The organism is Achromobacter sp. HZ34, assembly GCF_002209485.1.
Lineage (GTDB): Bacteria > Pseudomonadota > Gammaproteobacteria > Burkholderiales > Burkholderiaceae_B > Bordetella_C.
This window is the reverse complement of sequence record NZ_NJIX01000005.1, coordinates 24,744-42,528: the sequence shown is the minus strand read 5'-3', so window position 1 is coordinate 42,528 and position 17,785 is coordinate 24,744. Positions and strand designations below refer to the sequence as shown.

15 protein-coding genes are annotated in these 17,785 nt (G+C 65.3%); 5 read left to right on the top strand and 10 right to left on the bottom strand.

Annotated elements, in window-relative coordinates:
- Window positions 1–145 precede the first annotated feature (145 nt).
- The 3 genes from CEY05_RS19945 to CEY05_RS19935 form a co-directional block, all read right to left on the bottom strand.
- Window positions 146–1,012: an ROK family protein gene (locus CEY05_RS19945; RefSeq protein WP_088597576.1), complete on the bottom strand. Its 867-nt coding sequence runs from the start codon at window positions 1,010–1,012 to the stop codon at window positions 146–148.
- A gap of 217 nt (window positions 1,013–1,229) precedes the next feature.
- Window positions 1,230–2,015, bottom strand: a complete 786-nt coding sequence (locus tag CEY05_RS19940; RefSeq protein ID WP_088597577.1) for a 2-keto-4-pentenoate hydratase — start codon at window positions 2,013–2,015, stop codon at window positions 1,230–1,232.
- A gap of 17 nt (window positions 2,016–2,032) precedes the next feature.
- Window positions 2,033–2,773, bottom strand: a complete 741-nt coding sequence (locus tag CEY05_RS19935; protein WP_088597578.1) for a sulfite exporter TauE/SafE family protein — start codon at window positions 2,771–2,773, stop codon at window positions 2,033–2,035.
- 363 nt (window positions 2,774–3,136) lie between these two features.
- On the opposite strand from CEY05_RS19935, the gene CEY05_RS19930 reads away from it, so the two are divergent.
- Complete coding sequence (locus CEY05_RS19930; RefSeq protein WP_088597579.1) at window positions 3,137–3,829, top strand: PepSY-associated TM helix domain-containing protein; 693 nt, start codon at window positions 3,137–3,139, stop codon at window positions 3,827–3,829.
- A gap of 120 nt (window positions 3,830–3,949) precedes the next feature.
- On the opposite strand, the gene CEY05_RS19925 is transcribed toward CEY05_RS19930, so the two are convergent.
- A complete protein-coding gene (locus tag CEY05_RS19925; protein ID WP_088597580.1) occupies window positions 3,950–5,233 on the bottom strand; it encodes a class I SAM-dependent methyltransferase in 1,284 nt (427 codons plus the stop codon).
- 426 nt (window positions 5,234–5,659) lie between these two features.
- On the opposite strand from CEY05_RS19925, the gene CEY05_RS19920 reads away from it, so the two are divergent.
- The 3 genes from CEY05_RS19920 to CEY05_RS19910 are packed head-to-tail and all read left to right on the top strand — an operon-like array spanning window position 5,660 to window position 8,456.
- Window positions 5,660–6,625 (top strand): YncE family protein, encoded by a 966-nt coding sequence (locus CEY05_RS19920; protein WP_088597744.1) that lies wholly within the window; start codon window positions 5,660–5,662, stop codon window positions 6,623–6,625.
- Window positions 6,609–7,436, top strand: coding sequence for a polysaccharide deacetylase family protein (locus CEY05_RS19915; RefSeq protein WP_088597743.1), 828 nt, complete (start codon window positions 6,609–6,611; stop codon window positions 7,434–7,436). The genes CEY05_RS19920 and CEY05_RS19915 overlap by 17 nt, the downstream gene beginning before the upstream one ends.
- 42 nt (window positions 7,437–7,478) lie before the next feature.
- Complete coding sequence (locus tag CEY05_RS19910; protein WP_088597581.1) at window positions 7,479–8,456, top strand: sterol desaturase family protein; 978 nt, start codon at window positions 7,479–7,481, stop codon at window positions 8,454–8,456.
- On the opposite strand, the gene CEY05_RS19905 is transcribed toward CEY05_RS19910, so the two are convergent.
- The 6 genes from CEY05_RS19905 to CEY05_RS19880 form a co-directional block, all read right to left on the bottom strand.
- The gene (locus CEY05_RS19905; RefSeq protein WP_088597582.1) at window positions 8,410–9,531 is read right to left on the bottom strand and encodes a hybrid sensor histidine kinase/response regulator; all 1,122 of its coding nucleotides are present in this window, start codon (window positions 9,529–9,531) and stop codon (window positions 8,410–8,412) included. The genes CEY05_RS19910 and CEY05_RS19905 overlap by 47 nt on opposite strands.
- Before the next feature lie 2 nt (window positions 9,532–9,533).
- Window positions 9,534–10,175 carry a chemotaxis protein CheB gene (locus tag CEY05_RS19900; RefSeq protein WP_088597583.1) on the bottom strand — a complete coding sequence of 214 codons (642 nt, stop codon included), beginning with the start codon at window positions 10,173–10,175 and terminating at the stop codon, window positions 9,534–9,536.
- Complete coding sequence (locus CEY05_RS19895) at window positions 10,172–10,987, bottom strand: protein-glutamate O-methyltransferase CheR (RefSeq protein WP_088597584.1); 816 nt, start codon at window positions 10,985–10,987, stop codon at window positions 10,172–10,174. The genes CEY05_RS19900 and CEY05_RS19895 overlap by 4 nt, the downstream gene beginning before the upstream one ends.
- A gap of 10 nt (window positions 10,988–10,997) precedes the next feature.
- The gene (locus CEY05_RS19890; RefSeq protein WP_233161611.1) at window positions 10,998–14,201 is read right to left on the bottom strand and encodes a response regulator; all 3,204 of its coding nucleotides are present in this window, start codon (window positions 14,199–14,201) and stop codon (window positions 10,998–11,000) included.
- 214 nt (window positions 14,202–14,415) lie between these two features.
- The gene (locus CEY05_RS19885) at window positions 14,416–14,970 is read right to left on the bottom strand and encodes an MgtC/SapB family protein (protein WP_088597586.1); all 555 of its coding nucleotides are present in this window, start codon (window positions 14,968–14,970) and stop codon (window positions 14,416–14,418) included.
- Window positions 14,971–15,025: 55 nt separating this feature from the next.
- Window positions 15,026–15,862: an alpha/beta fold hydrolase gene (locus CEY05_RS19880; protein WP_088597587.1), complete on the bottom strand. Its 837-nt coding sequence runs from the start codon at window positions 15,860–15,862 to the stop codon at window positions 15,026–15,028.
- Between the two features lie 278 nt (window positions 15,863–16,140).
- On the opposite strand from CEY05_RS19880, the gene CEY05_RS31005 reads away from it, so the two are divergent.
- Window positions 16,141–17,772, top strand: coding sequence for a heparinase II/III family protein (locus CEY05_RS31005; protein ID WP_143220522.1), 1,632 nt, complete (start codon window positions 16,141–16,143; stop codon window positions 17,770–17,772).
- Window positions 17,773–17,785 lie beyond the last annotated feature (13 nt).

Sequence of the window (17,785 nt, the reverse complement as noted above, 5' to 3'; positions counted from 1 at the left end):
GCCGGTAGGTGGGCGCTGCGGCGTGATCACTGCGGAGGCGGGCGGCGGAACGAACCCGGTAGGTAACCCAGCTAGTTGAATCGCACGTCATTGCAGCGACGTGAACCGCGCAAAACAGCAAGCCGCATGCCGGACGAAAACGCTTTTATTCCCCAGCTGCCGGTCGTTTCCGGACTGTCTTCGCGGCTGGTTTGGACCGGGTCGCCTGCGCCGCCTTGGTCGCCTTGCCCGGTGTCGGCCTGGCTGGCTTGCCACGCGCTACGGGCTGGCCGGACTCGCTGGCGGGTACTGCCTTGCCGGCGGCGCTTTCCCGGTCCGTCTTCCAGACGAAGGCACCGCCTTCCAGGCCGGCGTCGTTCGAGCCGATCGATACGTGCTTGTCCAGCTTCAAGTCGACGCGGGCCGAATTGCCGCCGCCCAGGTAGATGTGATCCGGCCGCAGCAGGATATCCATCAGCTCCAGCGCGCGCGCCACTCGTTTGTTCCAGCGCTTACGCCCGATTTTCTTGCGTTCGGCCTCGCCCAGGTATTCATCGTAAGTCTTGTTCTTATGGATGGGATGGTGGGCGATTTCCATGTGCGGCATCAGCTCGCCATCGCGATACAGGCCGGTGCCTACCCCGGTGCCCAGCGTCATCACCAGTTCCAGCCCATGGCCGGAGATCAGCGCCAGGCCTTGCAGGTCGGCGTCGTTGAGCAGCCTGGCGGGCTTGCCGCCCAGCAGTTGGGAAACCGCGCCGGCCAGGTCGTAGCCCACCCATTCCGGGCTTTCCAGGTGAGCCGCGGTGTAGACGTGGCCTTTGCGCACCACGCCGGGGAAGCCGATGGCGATGCGGTCGTAGGCCGGGAAGGACGCCACCATCTCGCCCAGTTTTTCCAGCAGCAGCTTCGGCGGGCAAGGGTGGGGCGTGGCGACGCGCACGCGTTCCACTCGCATGTGGCCTCGATCATCGATGACCGTGGCCTTCAGGCCGGTTCCACCAATGTCGATAGCAAGAATGCCGGGCTTCATGTGCAACGTCCTCCTGGTGTACAGCGTGATTGGCTTGCCCCGCGAGAGGCGGGGAAGCTCTGCTGTACGGTACACCATGCGGCCGTTACATGGGTATCCGCCGGGTATCAGCCGGCAACCTTGCAGATGGCTGAGAGGACAGCGGCAAAGCCCGGCTCGTGCCGCCGGCGCCACTGCGAGGTGGGCGCGGCGGCATGCCAGTGGCCCTGCGTCAGGATCACGCCTGCGGCGTGGCCACTCGCACGGTCAGCGCGCCGCCCAGGTACAGGGCGGCGACCTCGGCACTACCTGGGCCCACGTCGAAGGGCTTGGCCACGGCGCCGGTGGTCACGACGTCATCGCGCTTGAGCGTGATGCCATGATTGGTGGCATGTTCGAAGAGAAAGCGCAGGGCCTGCACGGGATCGATGGCCTCGTCGCCGCTCAGCCCGCGGCCGACGGTAAGGCCGCCGACGTGTTCTTCCACCGTCTTCACCACGCGCCCGATATGGGCCGGGTCGATGCGCTCGCCCAGGATGTGGGCACCGAAACCGACGTTGTCGCCAATGAAGCTGGGCCAGCCCACGGTACGGCGATCGACGAAGCGCGACTGCACCAGCTCGAAGGCCACGTGCGTGGAAGCGACCGCGCGCATGGCATCGGCGGGCGCCGTGCCCGGCGCCACATCGCGGCCCAGCACGAAGGCGATTTCGAATTCCACGGTGACGGGGGCCGCACAAGGCAGTTGCACGGTCGATCCGGGGGGATGGAAGCGTTCGGCGAACAGGCGTCCCACCAGAGGGCGGTCCAGGTTGCCGGCCGCCATGGCCGCCACGCTGCCCACGCCCAGCTTCCAGCCCTTCGGCGTCTCGCCCAGCATCTGGGCGTAGGCCTCCTGGATGGCATAGCCTTGGGCCAGCGTGGCGGGACGCACGTCGGCGGGCAGTTCGGTCAGTTGGCGGCCGGCACGGCCAGCCTGCACCAGCAGACTGGCGGCGGGATTCGGGTCAAACGGTTGTGCCACGGTGGATTCTCCTCGGTTTAAATCAATTTCGGCACGGAGGCGATCAGCATGGCGATGCCCGATGCCGTCAAGGTGCCCAGTACCATGCGCCGGAACGCGATGTCGCTGATGCCGACATAGACGCGTCCACCCAGCAATGCTGTCACCAGCACGATGGGCGCGACGATGACGAAATTGGGCAGCATGTCGCGCGTCACCACGCCGGTGGCGCAGTAGGTGGCCAGCGTTACCGTCAGCATGGTCAGGTTGAAGTTTTGGATGACGCCGCGCTGCGTATCGCGGTCGAAGCCGCGCAGGGTGCACCACAGGGTGGGGATGACCCCGGAGAAGCCGCCCATCGCCCCCATGGCGCCGCCCACGATGCCGATGCAGCCATCGGCGCCGCGCCCGCCCAGGGTCAGCCGCGGCAGGCGGGGTGCCAGCAGCATGATGGGACACCACAGCGCCAGCACCAGGCCCAGGAAGGCCTTGAACAGCAGCGGGTCCATATGGGGCAGGACGCGCAGTCCCAGCGGCAGGCCCGCCAGGCCGCCCAGCACGAAAGGCACCACGTGGCGCCAGTTGGCCTTGCGCCGGACGGTGAATGCGGCCAGCACCTGGCCCAGCCAGCCGCCGAACACGGCCAGCGTCGCCGCCAGTAGCGGGTCCAGCACCCAGGCCCAGAACGACAGCGAGACCAGGCTGAAACCGAAGCCGGTCAACCCTTGCAGGAAGCCGGCACAGGCCGCGCCGACGATGACGATGGGGAAGGTGTTCATCGCGGGCACCGGCTTCGCCGTCCCCGACGCTGCGTCGTCGGCCCTCGGCCCTGGCGGCCGCGGTCTACATAGTCAAGCAAAGCTGCTTCCACGTGATGCTTCCACTGTCTGCGCTGGCCCATGTCAGGGCGGAAAGATCGGATTCTGACAAATTTCCGTCGCGCTGGCTTGTTGCACTGCGGCGACAGGGAATACCCGGGGGGCGAGCGGGGCGGCCCCGGTGGCTAGCGGCATATCCGCATGTCCGCCTGCCGAAGTCGCAGTAAAGCGGCAAAGAATGCAGCGCTTATGACTGTGAATGAGGTTGATATGCAATATCATCGGGGCTGGCTTTGTTCTCCCCCCTTTTATCTTGCTAAGTTCATGAAAGACTCTATCGCTGCCCCGCTGGCCACCGAGCCCGCGCGGCACAAGACCGCCGCCGCCAAGACCAACGGCCGCCGCGGCACTTTTCTCAAATGGTTGCGCAATACGCATAGCTGGATCGGTCTGTGGGGCGCCTTGCTTGGGCTGATGTTCGGCCTGACCGGTTTTTTCCAGAATCACCGGGCGGTGATGAAGATCGACATGGGAGGCCAGCAGGTTTCCACCCTGCATCTGAACCTGCCGACGCCCGCGCCGGCGGATCCGGAACAGATGAATGCCTGGTTGCAGCAGGAATTGAAGCTGCCGCGTCCGGCGGAGCGGGTGCAGCGCGAGAAGGCGCGGCCGGTGGCGTGGGGGGATCAGAATGCGATCCAGCCTGAGCGCTGGCAGTTGAATTTCCGTGCGCCCAATTACAGTGCGCAGGCGGAATACTGGGTGGGGGCAAGCCAGGTCAACGTGCGGCGCATCGAGCCGGGCATCATGGCGGTGCTGGAGAACCTGCACCGTGCCAACGGTGTTGGCGTCGCGTGGGTGTTGATTGCCGACACCATTGCCGGCGCCATGATCCTGCTGTCGCTCACCGGCGTATTGCTATGGACCGGTTTGACCAAGCGCCGCACCATCGGCGCAAGCATCCTGGGCGTATCCATCGTGGCCGTCCTGATGGTGGTGAACGCTACCCTGGGGTGAGAAGTTTCAGGCTATGCCGTTGAAAGGATTTCCTCCTGAAGATCCTTTCGGCGGTCTCAGGCGCTTCCCAAAATCAAAAAGGAATTTCTTTGGAAATTCCTTTTTTTAAACTCTATCGATTCAACGCGCACGCAGGCGCCATAGCGAAGTCACTTCCCGGCTACGCGCCGCGTGCAAGGCATCCTCGGTATCCCGCACCTTGCCGTGGCTCGGCCGTGCATCCAATCGGCCGGCGACTTCCAGCCCCGCGGCGGCGATCCATTCCAGCAAGGTCTCCCGGCTACGCAAGCGCAAATGCTCAGCCAGATCGGAAACGATCAGCCACCCTTCGCCACCCGGCGTCAGATGCGCCGCCAGCCCGTCCAGAAACCCCCGCAGCATGCGGCTGTCAGGATCGTAGACGGCATACTCGACAGGCGCGCCAGGCTTGGCCGGCACCCAGGGCGGATTGCAGACCACCAGGGGCGCCCGGCCGGCGGGAAACAGATCCGCCTGCTCCACTCGCACCCGGTCCGCGCAACCCAGCCGCGCCAGGTTTTCGCGCGCGCACGCCAGCGCCCGCGCATCCTGGTCCGTCGCCACCACACGCGCCACGCCGCGGCGCGCCAGCAGGGCGGCGATGACCCCCGTGCCGGTGCCGACGTCGTAAGCCAGCTTATGGTCCGCCGGCAGGGGCGCCTGCGCCAGCAGATCCAGATACTCCCCCCGTACGGGCGAATACACGCCATACCAGGGATGGATGCGGGCGCCGCCCAGGGCCGCCACCGGTACGCCCTGTTCGCGCCATTGCCAGGCGCCGATCAGGCCCAGCAGCTCGCGCAGCGAAGCCACGTAGGGTTGCGTGGCCGGGCCATGGGCCTGTTCGCAAGCCTCCCGCACGTCCGGGGCACGCCGCAAGGGCAGCACATGGCCGGCCTCGAAGGGCAGCAGGATCATGTTCAGCACGCGCGCCCGCTGGGCGCGGGCCTGCCTGTGCATGTGAAACGCGTGCGGAAAATCCGCCAGCGGATCGGCCGGCCGCAACGTGGCGGGGCCAAATTCATCGAACGCCGTTGCAGCGCCGGGCGCTTTGGCAGACGCCACGGCCGCGGTCTTGCCGGCGGCCGCCGCCTTCTTGGTCGACAATTTCTTGCCGGCGTGCCCTTTCACCTCGCTCTTCTTCTTGTCCATCCGGCGAGTCAGCGCCTGCAACAGCTGCCGGGCATTCTGGAAGTCGCCGCGCCAGAGCAGGGCGGTGCCTTCGTTGGCCAGCCGGTAGGCGGTGTCGGCGTTCATGGTGTCATCGGCGACGACCACGCGGCGCGGCGGCTGTCCACCGCTTTCAGAGCGCCAGACGGCGTGGCGTTCCTCGCCGGCTTCGGTCCAATGCAAGGTAGCGGGTCCGGCCGGATGGCTGGCGGTCATGAAAACTCCGGGAAGTGCGTAAAAAAGCGACGCCGCCATGTTAGCCGGTTCACTGAGCTTTCCCGGAAAGCCACCATCGCTACCCCGCGACCGACTTCAGGCAATCAATCAAACTTTTGATCTAGATCAATGATTTGTAAAGGTTTTGTTCGTTCGGGACAGAAGCTGGAAGAGTTTCGTAGAATCTGAACGCCAGAAGCCACGCCTATCCCTGTTGCTGCGCCGCAACTCCGTGCGCTTCCAGCGATTTAGCCATGGCTGACATGCATAGGCATGTCAAAATTTGCGTTGCTTACTTTCCGCTTATTAACGAGACACGCTTTGACGCTCCTGCCTTCCCACGCTGGCTCATTCACCAGCACAGTTTCCAGCAGATTCGCCCGCAAATTCGCCGGCACGTTCGCCGGAACCTTCCTCGCTGCCAGCCTGGCCTGCACCGCTGTCGCGCCTATCGCCGCGCACGCGGCCCAGCCCGACCCCATCTTCGTCCTGAACTCCCTGGACGCCTCGGTCAGCGTGCTCGAACCGGGTACCTACAAGGAACTGCGCCGCATCCCCACGGGCAAGGAACCGCATCACCTGTATTTTTCCCCGGACCAGAAATCCCTGATCGTGGCCAACGCCACCAGCGATTCGCTGACCCTGATCGATCCGCGCACGGCCCAGGTGCAGCGCACCCTGACCGGCATCGTCGACCCGTACCAGCTGCGTTTCTCGCCGAACATGAAGTACTTCGTGACGGCCGCCAATCGCCTGAACCACGTCGACATCTACGAATACGTACCGCAAGCGTCGGGCTTCGACCTGAAGCTGCTCAAGCGCGTCAACACCGGCAAGACGCCCAGCCATATCGGCATCGACAGCAAGAGCACCACCGCCTATGTGTCGATGCAGGACAGCGACGAGGTCTATGCCATCGACCTGGCCACGCAAAAGACCAAGTGGATCCTGCCGGTAGGCAAGACGCCCGCCGACGTCTACATCGTGCCCGGCGACAAGGTCATGCTGGTGGCATTGACCGGCGATTCCTATGTCGACGCCTATGACCTGACCCAGTCGCCGGCCAAGCTCATCACCCGCATCAAGACCGACAAGGGCGCCCACGCTTTCCGCATCCAGGGCGACGGCCGCCATATCTTCGTCAGCAACCGCGCCGCCAATACCATCAGCCGCATCGACATGCAGGCGCTGAAGGTGACCGACGAGTATCCCGCGCCCGGCGGCCCGGACTGCATGGACGTACTCGCTGGCGGCAAGACCCTGCTGGTGACGTCGCGCTGGATCCGCAAACTGACGGTGATCGACCTGGAAAAGAAGGTCGTCAAGCAGCAGACCACCGTAGGCCGTTCGCCCCATGGCGTATGGACGCTGGACCATGTCTCGATGCAATAAGGCCGTCGCCGCCGCCCTGCTGGGCGCGGCCGCCTGCCAGGCAGCGCTTGCCGCGCCGGCGCCCGCCACCTGCGCCAAGCCGGTCTACATGACCTTCGATACGGGCCATATGGGCGTGGCGCCGCTGGTGGCGCAGGTGCTGGAAAAGCACCACGTGCGCGCCAGCTTCTTCCTGGCGAACGAACGCACGCTGACCGATGGCGCGTCGCTGGACGACCAGTGGGCGCCGTGGTGGAAGGCGCGCGTAGCCGATGGCGATGTGTTCGGCTCGCACACCTACGATCACGTGTATTGGCTGAAGGACTTGCCCGACGGCAAGTTCCTGGTGAAGCCCAGTGCCGGCCCGAAAGCCGGCAAGCAGGAAGTCTTCACGGCGGCGCAGTATTGCGATGCCCTCGATGCGTCGGCGAGGCGTTTCCACGAAATGACCGGCGCGACGATGGCGCCGCTGTTCCGCGCCCCGGGCGGCCATACCTCGCCGGCCTTGCTGAAGGCGGCGCTGGCTTGCGGCTACCACCATGTGGGCTGGGCGCCCAACGGTTTCCTGGGCGACGAACTGCCCAGCGACAAATATCCCAACCAGCGCCTGCTGGAGCGCGCGTTGCAAAGCATCCGTCCCGGCGACATCCTGCTGGCCCACCTGGGCATCTGGTCGCGCCAGGACCCCTGGGCGCCGGCGGTGCTGGAGCCCCTGATCACCGGCCTGCAGGCCAAGGGCTTCTGTTTCGAGACCCTGGCCCGGCATCCGGAATACGGCAAGTGGGTCGCCAGCGATCCCGCCCGCAACCTGAACCAACCGCAGTCGAAGTAGTACCACGGCAAGCAGCACTACAGGCAGCAAGAGACCCATCGCATGGACACTATCAATCACTTCATCGGCATGGCGCAGGACTGGCTGTTCGAGACCACGATCCAGCCGGTGCTGTACCACCTCGGTTTCGCCGGCGCGCTGGAAGACGCCTACGATGCCACGCTGTGGCTGCTTGCCGGTATCGCCCAGATCATCGTGCTGGTCTGCCTGATCGGTCCGCTGCAGCGCTGGCGGCCGGTGGAAAAGGTGCTGGACCGCAAGGAGATCCGCCTCGACGTGCTGTACACGGTGATCCACCGCCTGGGCCTGTTCCGCGTGGCGCTGTTCTTCAGCATCGATCCGCTATTCAACAGCCTGTTCGGCCAGCTCCATGTATGGGGCCTGACCACCTTGCAGCTGGACAATCTGTGGCCCGGCGTCACGAATAATGCCCTGGTCAGCCTGGCGGTGTACCTGGTGATCTTCGATCTGGTGGAATACCTGTACCACCGTGCCCAGCACAACGTCGAATGGATGTGGCAGCTGCATGCCGTGCATCACAGCACGCGCCAGATGACGATGTGGAGCGACAACCGCAACCATCTCCTGGACGACTTGCTGCACGATGCGGTGATCGTGGTGATCTCGCAGCTGATCGGCGTGCCGCCGGCCCAGTTCGTGGCCATCGTCGCCATCACCCAGCTGATGGAAAGCCTGTCGCATGCCAATCTGCGGGTCAGCTTCGGCAGCATCGGCCAGCGCCTGCTGGTCGGCCCCAAGTTCCATCGTGAACATCACGCCATCGCCTACGAGTCCACCGCCACCGGCAAGGTCGTCGGCAATAACTACGCCGTGCTGTTTCCGTTCTGGGACATCCTGTTTCGCACCGCCCATTTCAAGGGCAACTACGGCGCCACGGGCATCGCCGACCAATTGCCGGAAGGCGGCAGCCGCGACTACGGCCGCGGCTTCTTCGCCCAGCAGTGGCTGGGCTTCAAGCGCCTGGCCGCAGTGTTCCGGCGCCGGCCGCGCGGGGCATGATGATTTCGAACACCGTCCCGGTGGCCGGGGCGGACATGGCCTGCACACTGCCGCCATGCGCGTCGACGAACTTCTTCACGATGTAGAGACCCAGGCCCAGGCCATTGCGTGACACGCGGCTTTCCTCGCTGGCCTGGAAGGCGTTGAAGATATTCGGCAGTTGCGCGGGCGGGATCACTCCGCCGTTGCGCACGTGCACGCCGATGCGGTCGGCCTGGCTGCCATCGATATCCAACACCACCGGGGCGTCGTCCGTGCCGTGCTGCAAGGCATTGCTGATCAGGTTCGACAGCACCTGCGAGAACCGGTCGGCATCGACCTTGCCGACGGTATCGCCGCGCGCCGTCAGTTCCACGCGCGCGCGCTGGCCCGGATCGGCGATTTCCTCGATGATGGCGAAGCAGATGTCCCGATAGTCCACCTGCGTCGGCTGCAGCACCAGCCCGTTGGAGCGGATGCGGGCCACGTCCAGCAACTGATCGACCATCTTGCTCATGCGCCCGGCGCTGGCCTGGATGCGGCGCGCATTGGTGTTCACCGTGGGATCGTCGCTGGTGCGCAACAGCATTTCCGAACCATGCAGGATGGTCGACAGCGGGTTGCGCAGATCGTGGCCCAGCACGGCGGTGAACATTTCGTTCAGCGTCAGCGCCTGGCGCAATTCTTCCAGCTGGCGGGCCAACTGCTTGCGTTGCGTGTACAGCTCGACGAAGACATTGACCTTGCTTAGCAGCACGGCGCTGTCGATGGGCTTGTACATGAAGTCCACCGCGCCGGCTTCGTAGCCACGGAAGTGGGCATCGCGCTCGTGGGTTGCGGCGGTCAGGAAGATCAGCGGCACGGTGCGCGTGCGGTCGCTGCCGCGCAGCAGTTCGGCCAGTTCGAACCCGTTCATCTGCGGCATCTGCACATCGACCAGCGCCAGCGCCACCTCGTTGGCCAGCAGTAATTCCAGCGCTTCCACGCCGGAGTTGGCCTTCAGTACGGTGATGCCGGGCCGGCTCAACAGCGCATCGAATGCGACGAGGTTCTGTGCGATGTCGTCGACGACCAGTATGTTGATGTTTTCGGTCACGGCTAACGGTCCCTTGAATCAGGCAGCATTGTAAGGGCCAAGGCGGCCAGGCTGCGCGCGAGCGCGGCTGGTCCGGTTACCAGGTCGGCGCCCGCGCGCTCGATGGCGAAGGCCGGCATGGCGGGGGCGTCGGCGCTGGCGGGGTCTTGCACCCACGCGCGGCCGCCCATCTGGCGTACGGTTTGCAGTCCGGCGGCGCCGTCGGCACTGCCGCCGGTCAGGACGATGGCGAGCAGGCGCTCGCGATACGCGACGGCGGCCGATTCGAACAGCAGGTCGATGGAAGGGCGGGAAAAATTCACGGCCTCGTCCTGCGACAGCGCGAAGCAGCCGTCCGGCTCGACCAGCATGTGGTAATCGGGCGCGGCGAAATACACCGTGCCCGGCTCGATCGGTGCCTTGTCTTCGACCTCCTGGACCGGCAGGGCGCAGCGCGGCGTGAACAGGCCCGGCAGCAGACTGTCGCGGTCTGGCGGAATATGCAGCACGATGGCCACGGCTGCGGGGAAGTCGGCCGGCAGCGCGGTCAGGAGCTTGCTGATCACCTCGACGCCGCCAGCGGAGGCGCCAATGGCAACCAGTTCGACGGGAGCGCGCGGGGCGGCTGCCGAAGTGGACGCGGCAGGGGGCTTGGACGGACTCATAGGCGCTGGTAGATTCTTTCGTTGCGGTCCGCTTCCACGAACTGCGCGGCTTGTTCGGTATAGCGCAGGCTTTCCTTGGAGCCCAGCCCCAGGAAGCCACGCCGCACCAGGGCCTCGTGGAACAGGGCCGTGGCACGATTCTGCAGCTCGCGGTTGAAATAGATCAGGACGTTGCGGCAGGAAATGAAGTGCACCTCCGAAAACACGCTGTCCGTGGCCAGGCTGTGATCGGCGAAGACCACATGTTCGCGCAGGCGCCGGTCGAAGCGGGCATCGTGCAGGTTCGACGTGTAGTAGTCGGACAGCGAGCCCGTGCCGCCGGCTGCCCGATAGTTCTTGCTGAACTGGGCGATGCGGTCCAGCGGGTAGATGCCGGCTTCCGCCGCGCGCAGGGCGTCGGGGTTGATGTCGGTGGCGTAGATGAGCGCGCGCGACAGCAGGTCCTCTTCCTCCAGCAGGATGGCCAGCGACCAGACTTCCTCGCCGCTGCTGCAACCGGCCACCCACAGCTTGACCGAAGGATAGGTCTTGAGCACCGGCACCACCACCTCGCGCAGCGCGCGGAAATACGTGGGGTCGCGGAACATCTCGCTGACCTGCACCGTGAAGAACTGCAGCATCTGCGCGAAAATCGCCGGCTGGTGCAACACCTTTTCCTGCAGCTGCGAGACCGAGGAGCATTCGAAATGCTCCATGGCCTGCTGCACGCGCCGCCGCATCGACGACACGGCATAGCCGCGGAAATCGTGCTGGTAGCGCAGGTACACGCCTTCCAGCAACAGCTTCAGTTCGATGTCGAAAATGGCGTCCATGGCGTAAGTCTTACTTGGGCATCCAGACGCGGCACAGCGAAACCAGCTTGTCGATGTCGATGGGCTTGGCGATGTAGTCGTTGGCGCCGGCGTCCAGGCAGTTCTTGCGGTCGTCCACCATGGCCTTGGCGGTCAGGGCGATGATGGGCAGGTCGCGCAGGGCCGGCTGCTTGCGGATCTCGCGGGTGGCCGTCAAGCCGTCCATCTCCGGCATCATCAGGTCCATCAGCACGATGTCCACCGCGCTGTCGCGCGCCAGGGAATCCAGCGCCTCGCGGCCGTTGCGCGTGACGATGATGTCGGCGCCCAGCGGCTCCAGCACGCTGGACAAGGCGAAGATGTTGCGCACATCGTCTTCCACCAGCAGGATGCGGCGGCCTTCAAATACGGCGTCGCGTTGGCGTGCCTGCAGCAGCAGCTTCTGCTGGTCCGGCGGCAGGGATGCTTCGACCCGGTGCAGGAACAGTGTCACTTCGTCGACCAGGCGTTCCGGCGACTTGGCGCCCTTGATGATGATGGAACGCGAATAGCGCCGCAGGCGGGTTTCCTCGTCGCGCGTCAGGGCGCGGCCGGTGTAGACGATGACGGGCGGGAAGGCGTATTTGCCACCGCTGGCCATCTGTTCCAGCAGGTCGTAGCCGGACGCATCGGGCAGCATCAGGTCCATCACCATGCAATCGAAGGTGTGCGCCGCGACCTGCTCCAGCGCCTGGGCCACCGTGCCGCACATGGTGATTTCCACGTCATCGGCCTGCAGCAGCAGGGCGATGCTTTCGCGCAGCGTGTCGTCGTCCTCCACCACCAGGATGCGGCGGGCGCGCGTCTGCAATTTTTCCTCGACCTTGGCGAAGGCGGCGACCAGTTCCTCGCGCGCCACCGGCTTGACGGCATAGCCCACCGCGCCCAGTTCCAGCGCGGTCTGCACGTGGTCGGCCACCGAAATCATGTGGATGGGAATGTGGCGCGTGGCGGGGTCGCGCTTGATCTGGTCCAGCACGCTCAGTCCCGACTGGTCGGGCAGGCCCACGTCCAGCAGGATGCCCGAGGGCCGCAGCTCGCGCGCCAGGCGCAGGGCGTCGGCGCCGTTGGACGACAGCACGCAGTCGAAGCCCTGTTCGTGCGCCACTTCATACAGGATGTCGGCGAAGCGCTGGTCATCCTCGATCACCAGCACCAGGCGGTCGAAGCGGCGGTCCAGGATGTCGCCGCGCGGCAAGGCGGCGGGGGGGAGGGCTGCGCTGTCGGCGGCGGCCGCTGCCGCGGCTGCCGCCGAGTTGGCCGGGTTGGCATGATCGGCGAACGAGAAAGCTTCGGTGGCTGCCTGGGCGTCGGACGCCGGGCGCTGCGTGGTGGATCCTGCCGCGGCTTGTGCGGTTTGTGCCACTTGCGCCGGGGCTGGCGTGTCGGTCGAGCCATCGTGCGCGCCGCCACCCGCGCCCTTGGGCGCCAGGGCCGAGGGCGGAATGGTCGCCTGGTCCAGCTGCACGCTGACTTCAGCGGTGAAAGTGCTGCCCTTGCCGGGCGTGCTGCATACCCGCAGCTCGCCACCCAGCAGGCGGGTCAGTTCGCGCGAGATCGACAGGCCCAGCCCGGTGCCGCCGTACTTGCGGCTGGTGGTGCCGTCGGCCTGGCGGAACGCCTCGAAAATCACATCCTGCTGGTGTTCCGGGATGCCGATGCCGGTATCGGTGACCGCGAAGGACGCGCGCCCGTCGCTGCCGCCCGCCACCGTCAACGTCACCTCGCCCTGCTCGGTGAACTTGAAGGCATTGGCCAGCAGGTTCTTCAGCACCTGCTGCAGCTTGCTGCGGTCGGTGACCAGCGTCGGCGGCGCGTCGTTCTCGACGATCACGCGGAAGCCCAGGTTCTTGCTGGCGGCAATCGGTTCGAACATCTGGCGCACGGCTTCCAGCAGGCCGTTGAGCGACACCACGCCGGTGTCCATGTCGACGTGGCCGGCTTCGATCTTGGACAGGTCCAGGATGTCGTTGATCAGCGACAGCAGGTCGCTGTTGGACGCGTGGATGGTGCGGGCATAGCGCTGGATTTCCTCCGCCGCCATGGTCGTGGCCTTGGGCCCCGCCAGCATTTGCGACAGGATCAGCGAGCTGTTCAGCGGCGTGCGCAGCTCGTGCGACATATTGGCCAGGAACTCCGACTTGTAGCGGTTGGCGCGGTGCAGTTCCTGGGCATTGATCTCCAGCGCATGCTGGGCCTTGAGCAGGTCGCGTTTCTGCCGCTCCAGGCGCGACGTGTGTTCTTCCAGCTGGGTATTGCTCTGGATCAGGTCGGTCTGCTGGTTTTCCAGCCGCTGCTGCGATTCGCGCAGGGCGCGGCCCTGTTCCTCCAGCTCCTCGTTCGAGACCCGCAATTCTTCCTGCTGGGTCTGCAGTTCCTCGCTCTGGCGCTGGGTTTCTTCCAGCAGGTCGCGCAGATGCTCGCGGTACATGGCGGAGCGCAAGGCCACGCCGATGTTTTCACCGGCGCCGGCCAGCAGGGCCAATACATTGTCGAAGTCGCCCTGGCGCAGGAAGGCCAGTTCGATCACGCCCTGGATGCGGCCTTCGGCCCGCACCGGCGCCAACACCAGCGTGCGCGGCTGGCCCTGGCCCACCGTGGAGCGTACCGCGGCATAGTTGTCGGGAAGGTCGCGCACGATCAGGGGCTCGCCGTGCGTGGCCACTTCCAGCGCCAGCCCGGCGCTGGCCGGGGTGTCGTTGCGTTCGCAGGCAAAGCCGCCGATCCAGGTCAGCGCGCCGCGCTCCAGGCGATGGATGGCACCCAGCTGCGCATGGACATAGCGGGACAGGGCGTACAAGGCATTGCGGCCGACGTCTTCCACGCTTTGTTCGCCCAGCAGGTCCTTGGCCACCTTGGCGTTGCCCTCCTGCAGCCAGGCCAGGTTCTGCGCCTTGATCCGTGCGCTGATCACCTGCAGCGCCAGGGCCGCCGTGGCGAAGATCGTGATCACGCCGAAACTGCGGTTGATCACGTTGCGCAGCGGGATGACGTTGTCCAGCGGCAGGAAGGTGCCGGCGACGATCAAGATCGTTTCGATGAAAGCGACGATGAGCGGCAGGTATTTATTACGCTGGAAGACGCTCAGCGTGACGGGAATGATGTAGAAGACCCATACCGCCACCCCTAACTCCGTGATGACGTCGACACCAAAAATCAAGGCGCTGAGCACGGCGACGCCGACGAATACCGGCATTTCGTCTTTCTTTTCAATGATCATGGGGCGAGCTAAGAGTAGGCTGATCGGGTAGGTGCCGTGGATAGTACCGCACGTTACTTACTGTATCTGGAAAAGAAAGCCCATCAGCAATTATCGTGCCCAGGATGGGCTGGGCTCGATACACCAAAGCTGAAGCCGTTGGGCCCGTCCTGTGGATAACGCCATCGCGCCCATGCCGCCCCGCCGGCTTTTATTCATCGCTCTGATAGGTCTCCGATGGTGCCCCATTGCCCGACGCATGCTCGTGCGGGTGGTGCTTCTTTCGCTTGGCGCTGATGTACTTGTCGAGCTTGTGCAGAACGCCAAGAATGATCAGCGCCAGCAACGTCGCGAACACGGCGGTGGCTTCCTTTCCCATGCCCGCCGCCACACCGATGGCGGCGGTCAGCCAGATGCTGGCGGCGGTGGTCAACCCCTTGACCTGGCCTTCCTCGCTCATCTTGATGATGGCGCCGGCGCCCAGGAAGCCGATGCCGGCGATCACCCCCTGCAGCACGCGGCTGACGTCGTTGACGGGCATGCCCGCCTGCAGGGGCACCAGCACGAACAGGGCGGCCCCTAGCGAAACCAGCATATGGGTGCGCAGGCCGGCGGGCTTGCCGGTAAGCTGGCGTTCATAACCCAGCACCCCGCCCAGGATGACCGCCAGCATCAGCCGGATGAACACCCGGGTGAAACCCGCCAGGTCGTGCAGATCGGAAAATTCCGCCCGCACGGTGTCCCAGATGATGTCGATGCTGGTCATGCAGGCAGCCTTCCTGTTGTTCTCGGCTCGGCCAAGGCGGAGCGCTGTCGCTCTGTCATGCGCAGGCCGGGCTGTGCTCACAGGCCGCCAGGAAGTCCAGCAGCGCATGGTTGAAAGCGCGCGGATTGCCCAGGTTCATGCCGTGGGACGACCCGGGAATATCCAGCCGGCGCACATTGGGCAGCAGGTTCTGCAGGATGTCCAGGATGGCAGGGTAGGGGGCGGGGCTGAGCGCGCCACCGATCAACAGGACGGGCTTGTCCAGCGCGCGTGCGGCGCTCTCCTGCAGCCGATAGCCAGCTTCGCGGCCCTGGCCCAGCAGGGTGTTGGCATTGTCGATCACCATGTCCTTGAACCAGGGCACCATGCGGCGCCAGGTGTCGGGGCCGGTCACCGTGTCGATGAACAAGGCCAGGCCGCCTTCGACGTCGCCGGCGCGGATCGCTTCCATGGCGTGCAGGCGGAAGTCGCCGCGGCGGTCCTCTTCGTCGCTGAGCGACAGGCCGGGATCGGCCAGTACCAGGCTGCGCACCAGCGCCGGATGCTGGCGCGCCAGTTCGAAGGCCACGCGGCCGCCCCGCGAATGCCCGACCACATGGGCGGCACGGCCCGCGGCCACTTCCTGCAGGAAGGCGGCCATGTCGTCGACATGCTGTTGCAGCGAGAAATCGTCGCCGTCGCCGTTCCAGTTTTCCGGCCAGTAATGGCGCAGGCTGACGCTGAACGTCTGGTAGCAGCGCGCCAGCGGCGGCATCTGGTATTTCCAGTAGCGCAGGTCGCACAGTGAGCCGTGCAGGAACAGCAGGGGCGTGCCCTGGCCGGCGGTGGCGTAGGCCAGCGTCTGGTCGCCGAGCTTGGCGTGCAGGATGTCAGGTGTGTATTCGGATCGCATGGGGCGATTCTAGCGCTCCAGTAACTAAAGCCAAGGCTCGATTGACGCACCGTCGTGCCGCGGGTAGCTTCGACGGATCGATATCTGCTGCTCAGAAAAACATTCCCGAGAGAGGCCTTATGGCGGCATGTGATCCCCTCAGGGAGGGGGACGTGGGGGCAACATACAGTCTCGACTATCGCAAGTTGGGTGCCGTCGAACTGCGGGTCCCCGTCGACTGGGCCATGGATCCCTTCGATATCCTCAATTGGCGGCATCATTTGCTCAGTTTGAGATGGATGGACGTGCTGGCGCCGGCCGTGCTGCGGGCCTTCCTCGTGGATTTCCATGACTTCCATTTCATCCGGAAGCGGGCCAATCCCATGGTCGGTTCCCGGATCGGCGATCACACGACGACGTTGCGACTGGAAAATGTCGGCGCATTCCGCGCCGTATTCCTGGCACTGGAAGACAAGGACGCGGTCGCGCTGTGCGAGCGCCTGATGCGCGAGGACATGGCTGCGCTGCTGTCGCCCGAGGTGTACCGGCCATGGCACAACCATGGGGTGATGGCCGACACGGCGATACTGGAGGCCCTGGAAACGCTCGGGACCATGGTGTCGGACGACGCGAACCTGCGCGAGTTCGTCGTGCGCCGCGGCATGGCCTCGCAGGCCGCCCTGTATGACGAGGCGGGGACGACGCGCGAGCACTCCGTGTCGTACCAGGAGCACAACTATCCGGTCGTCATGCGCTTCCTGCGCGCGGCTGCCGCGGGGGCGGCCGACCGCCAGCGCGTGGAGAAAGGATTGCAACGGGGCTCCCGACTGGGCTTGGGACAGGGCTTGGGACAGGGCTTGCAACAAGGCTTGCAAGAAGGCTTGCAACAGGACTCCCAACAGGACTCCCAACAGGACTCCCAACAGGACTCCCAACAGGACTCCCAACAGGACTTCCTGGCCCAGGCGTCGCGCGAGATGTTTTCGCACTTCACACGGTCGAACGGCCAGTTCTTTCCCTTGGGCGATTCTTTTCGCCTGCCGAACCGCGCGATCCTGGAGGCGCATCCGGAGATCGATCCTGCCCTGGTCGGGACGGCGGAGGCCGGGGCGGGACCTGAGCGGATTTATTGCAAGGGCGGCTTTTTTTCGTACAGCCGTGGCGCGGGCGCGGCGCGTGTGCATTTCGTGGCGACCGGTTCCTGGAACTCCGGCCGCCACAAGCAGGACGATGATCTCTCGTTCTGCCTGGAACTGGCCGGCAATATGATTTTCGATGACCCTGGCTATAGCGACTCGGCCAAGCCCGACGTGGCGAAGTTGCTGGGCTCGGCGGACGTCCACAGCGTCGTGACGGTACAGGGCCGGCCCTTTGGCGACAGAGGCCAAGGACCTTCTGGATCCAGCCTGCGGGAGTGGTCATGCCATGCCGGCGGCTTCGAGCTGAGAGGTAGCCATTCCCGCATTCCGGGCGTCATCGTCCGCCGGTGCTGGACGCTGACGGGCAACAGGCTGACGCTCACCGATTGGATCAGGGTGTCGGACAAGGTTGGGGCCGGGAAAATGGGGAGTGCAGAAGGAGATGTAGGAGCAAGTGCAGGGAGGAGGGAAGGCGATGGCAGGAGCGGCCCCGACCGCCCCGACCGCCCCGATGGCAGGAGCGGCCTGGACGGTCAGGCGTGTCTGGGCATGCACGGATTTGTCCTGTCCCCCGCGGTCACGTTCGCGGAAATCGACGCGGGCATCCTCATTCTTCTCAAGTGCGATGGCCGTGCCGTTGGCGTGTTGCGAGCCACTGACGACAGTGGCGGCTGGAGCGCCGCCACCATCCCCCATGTCGGCACGGACCGCCGCCAGGTTGGCCGGACCACCCGCCTGGTCTACACCGCCCCAGCGCGCTTCGGCCACACCTTCGAGTTCACCTTCGCCTGATCACAGGCGAAAA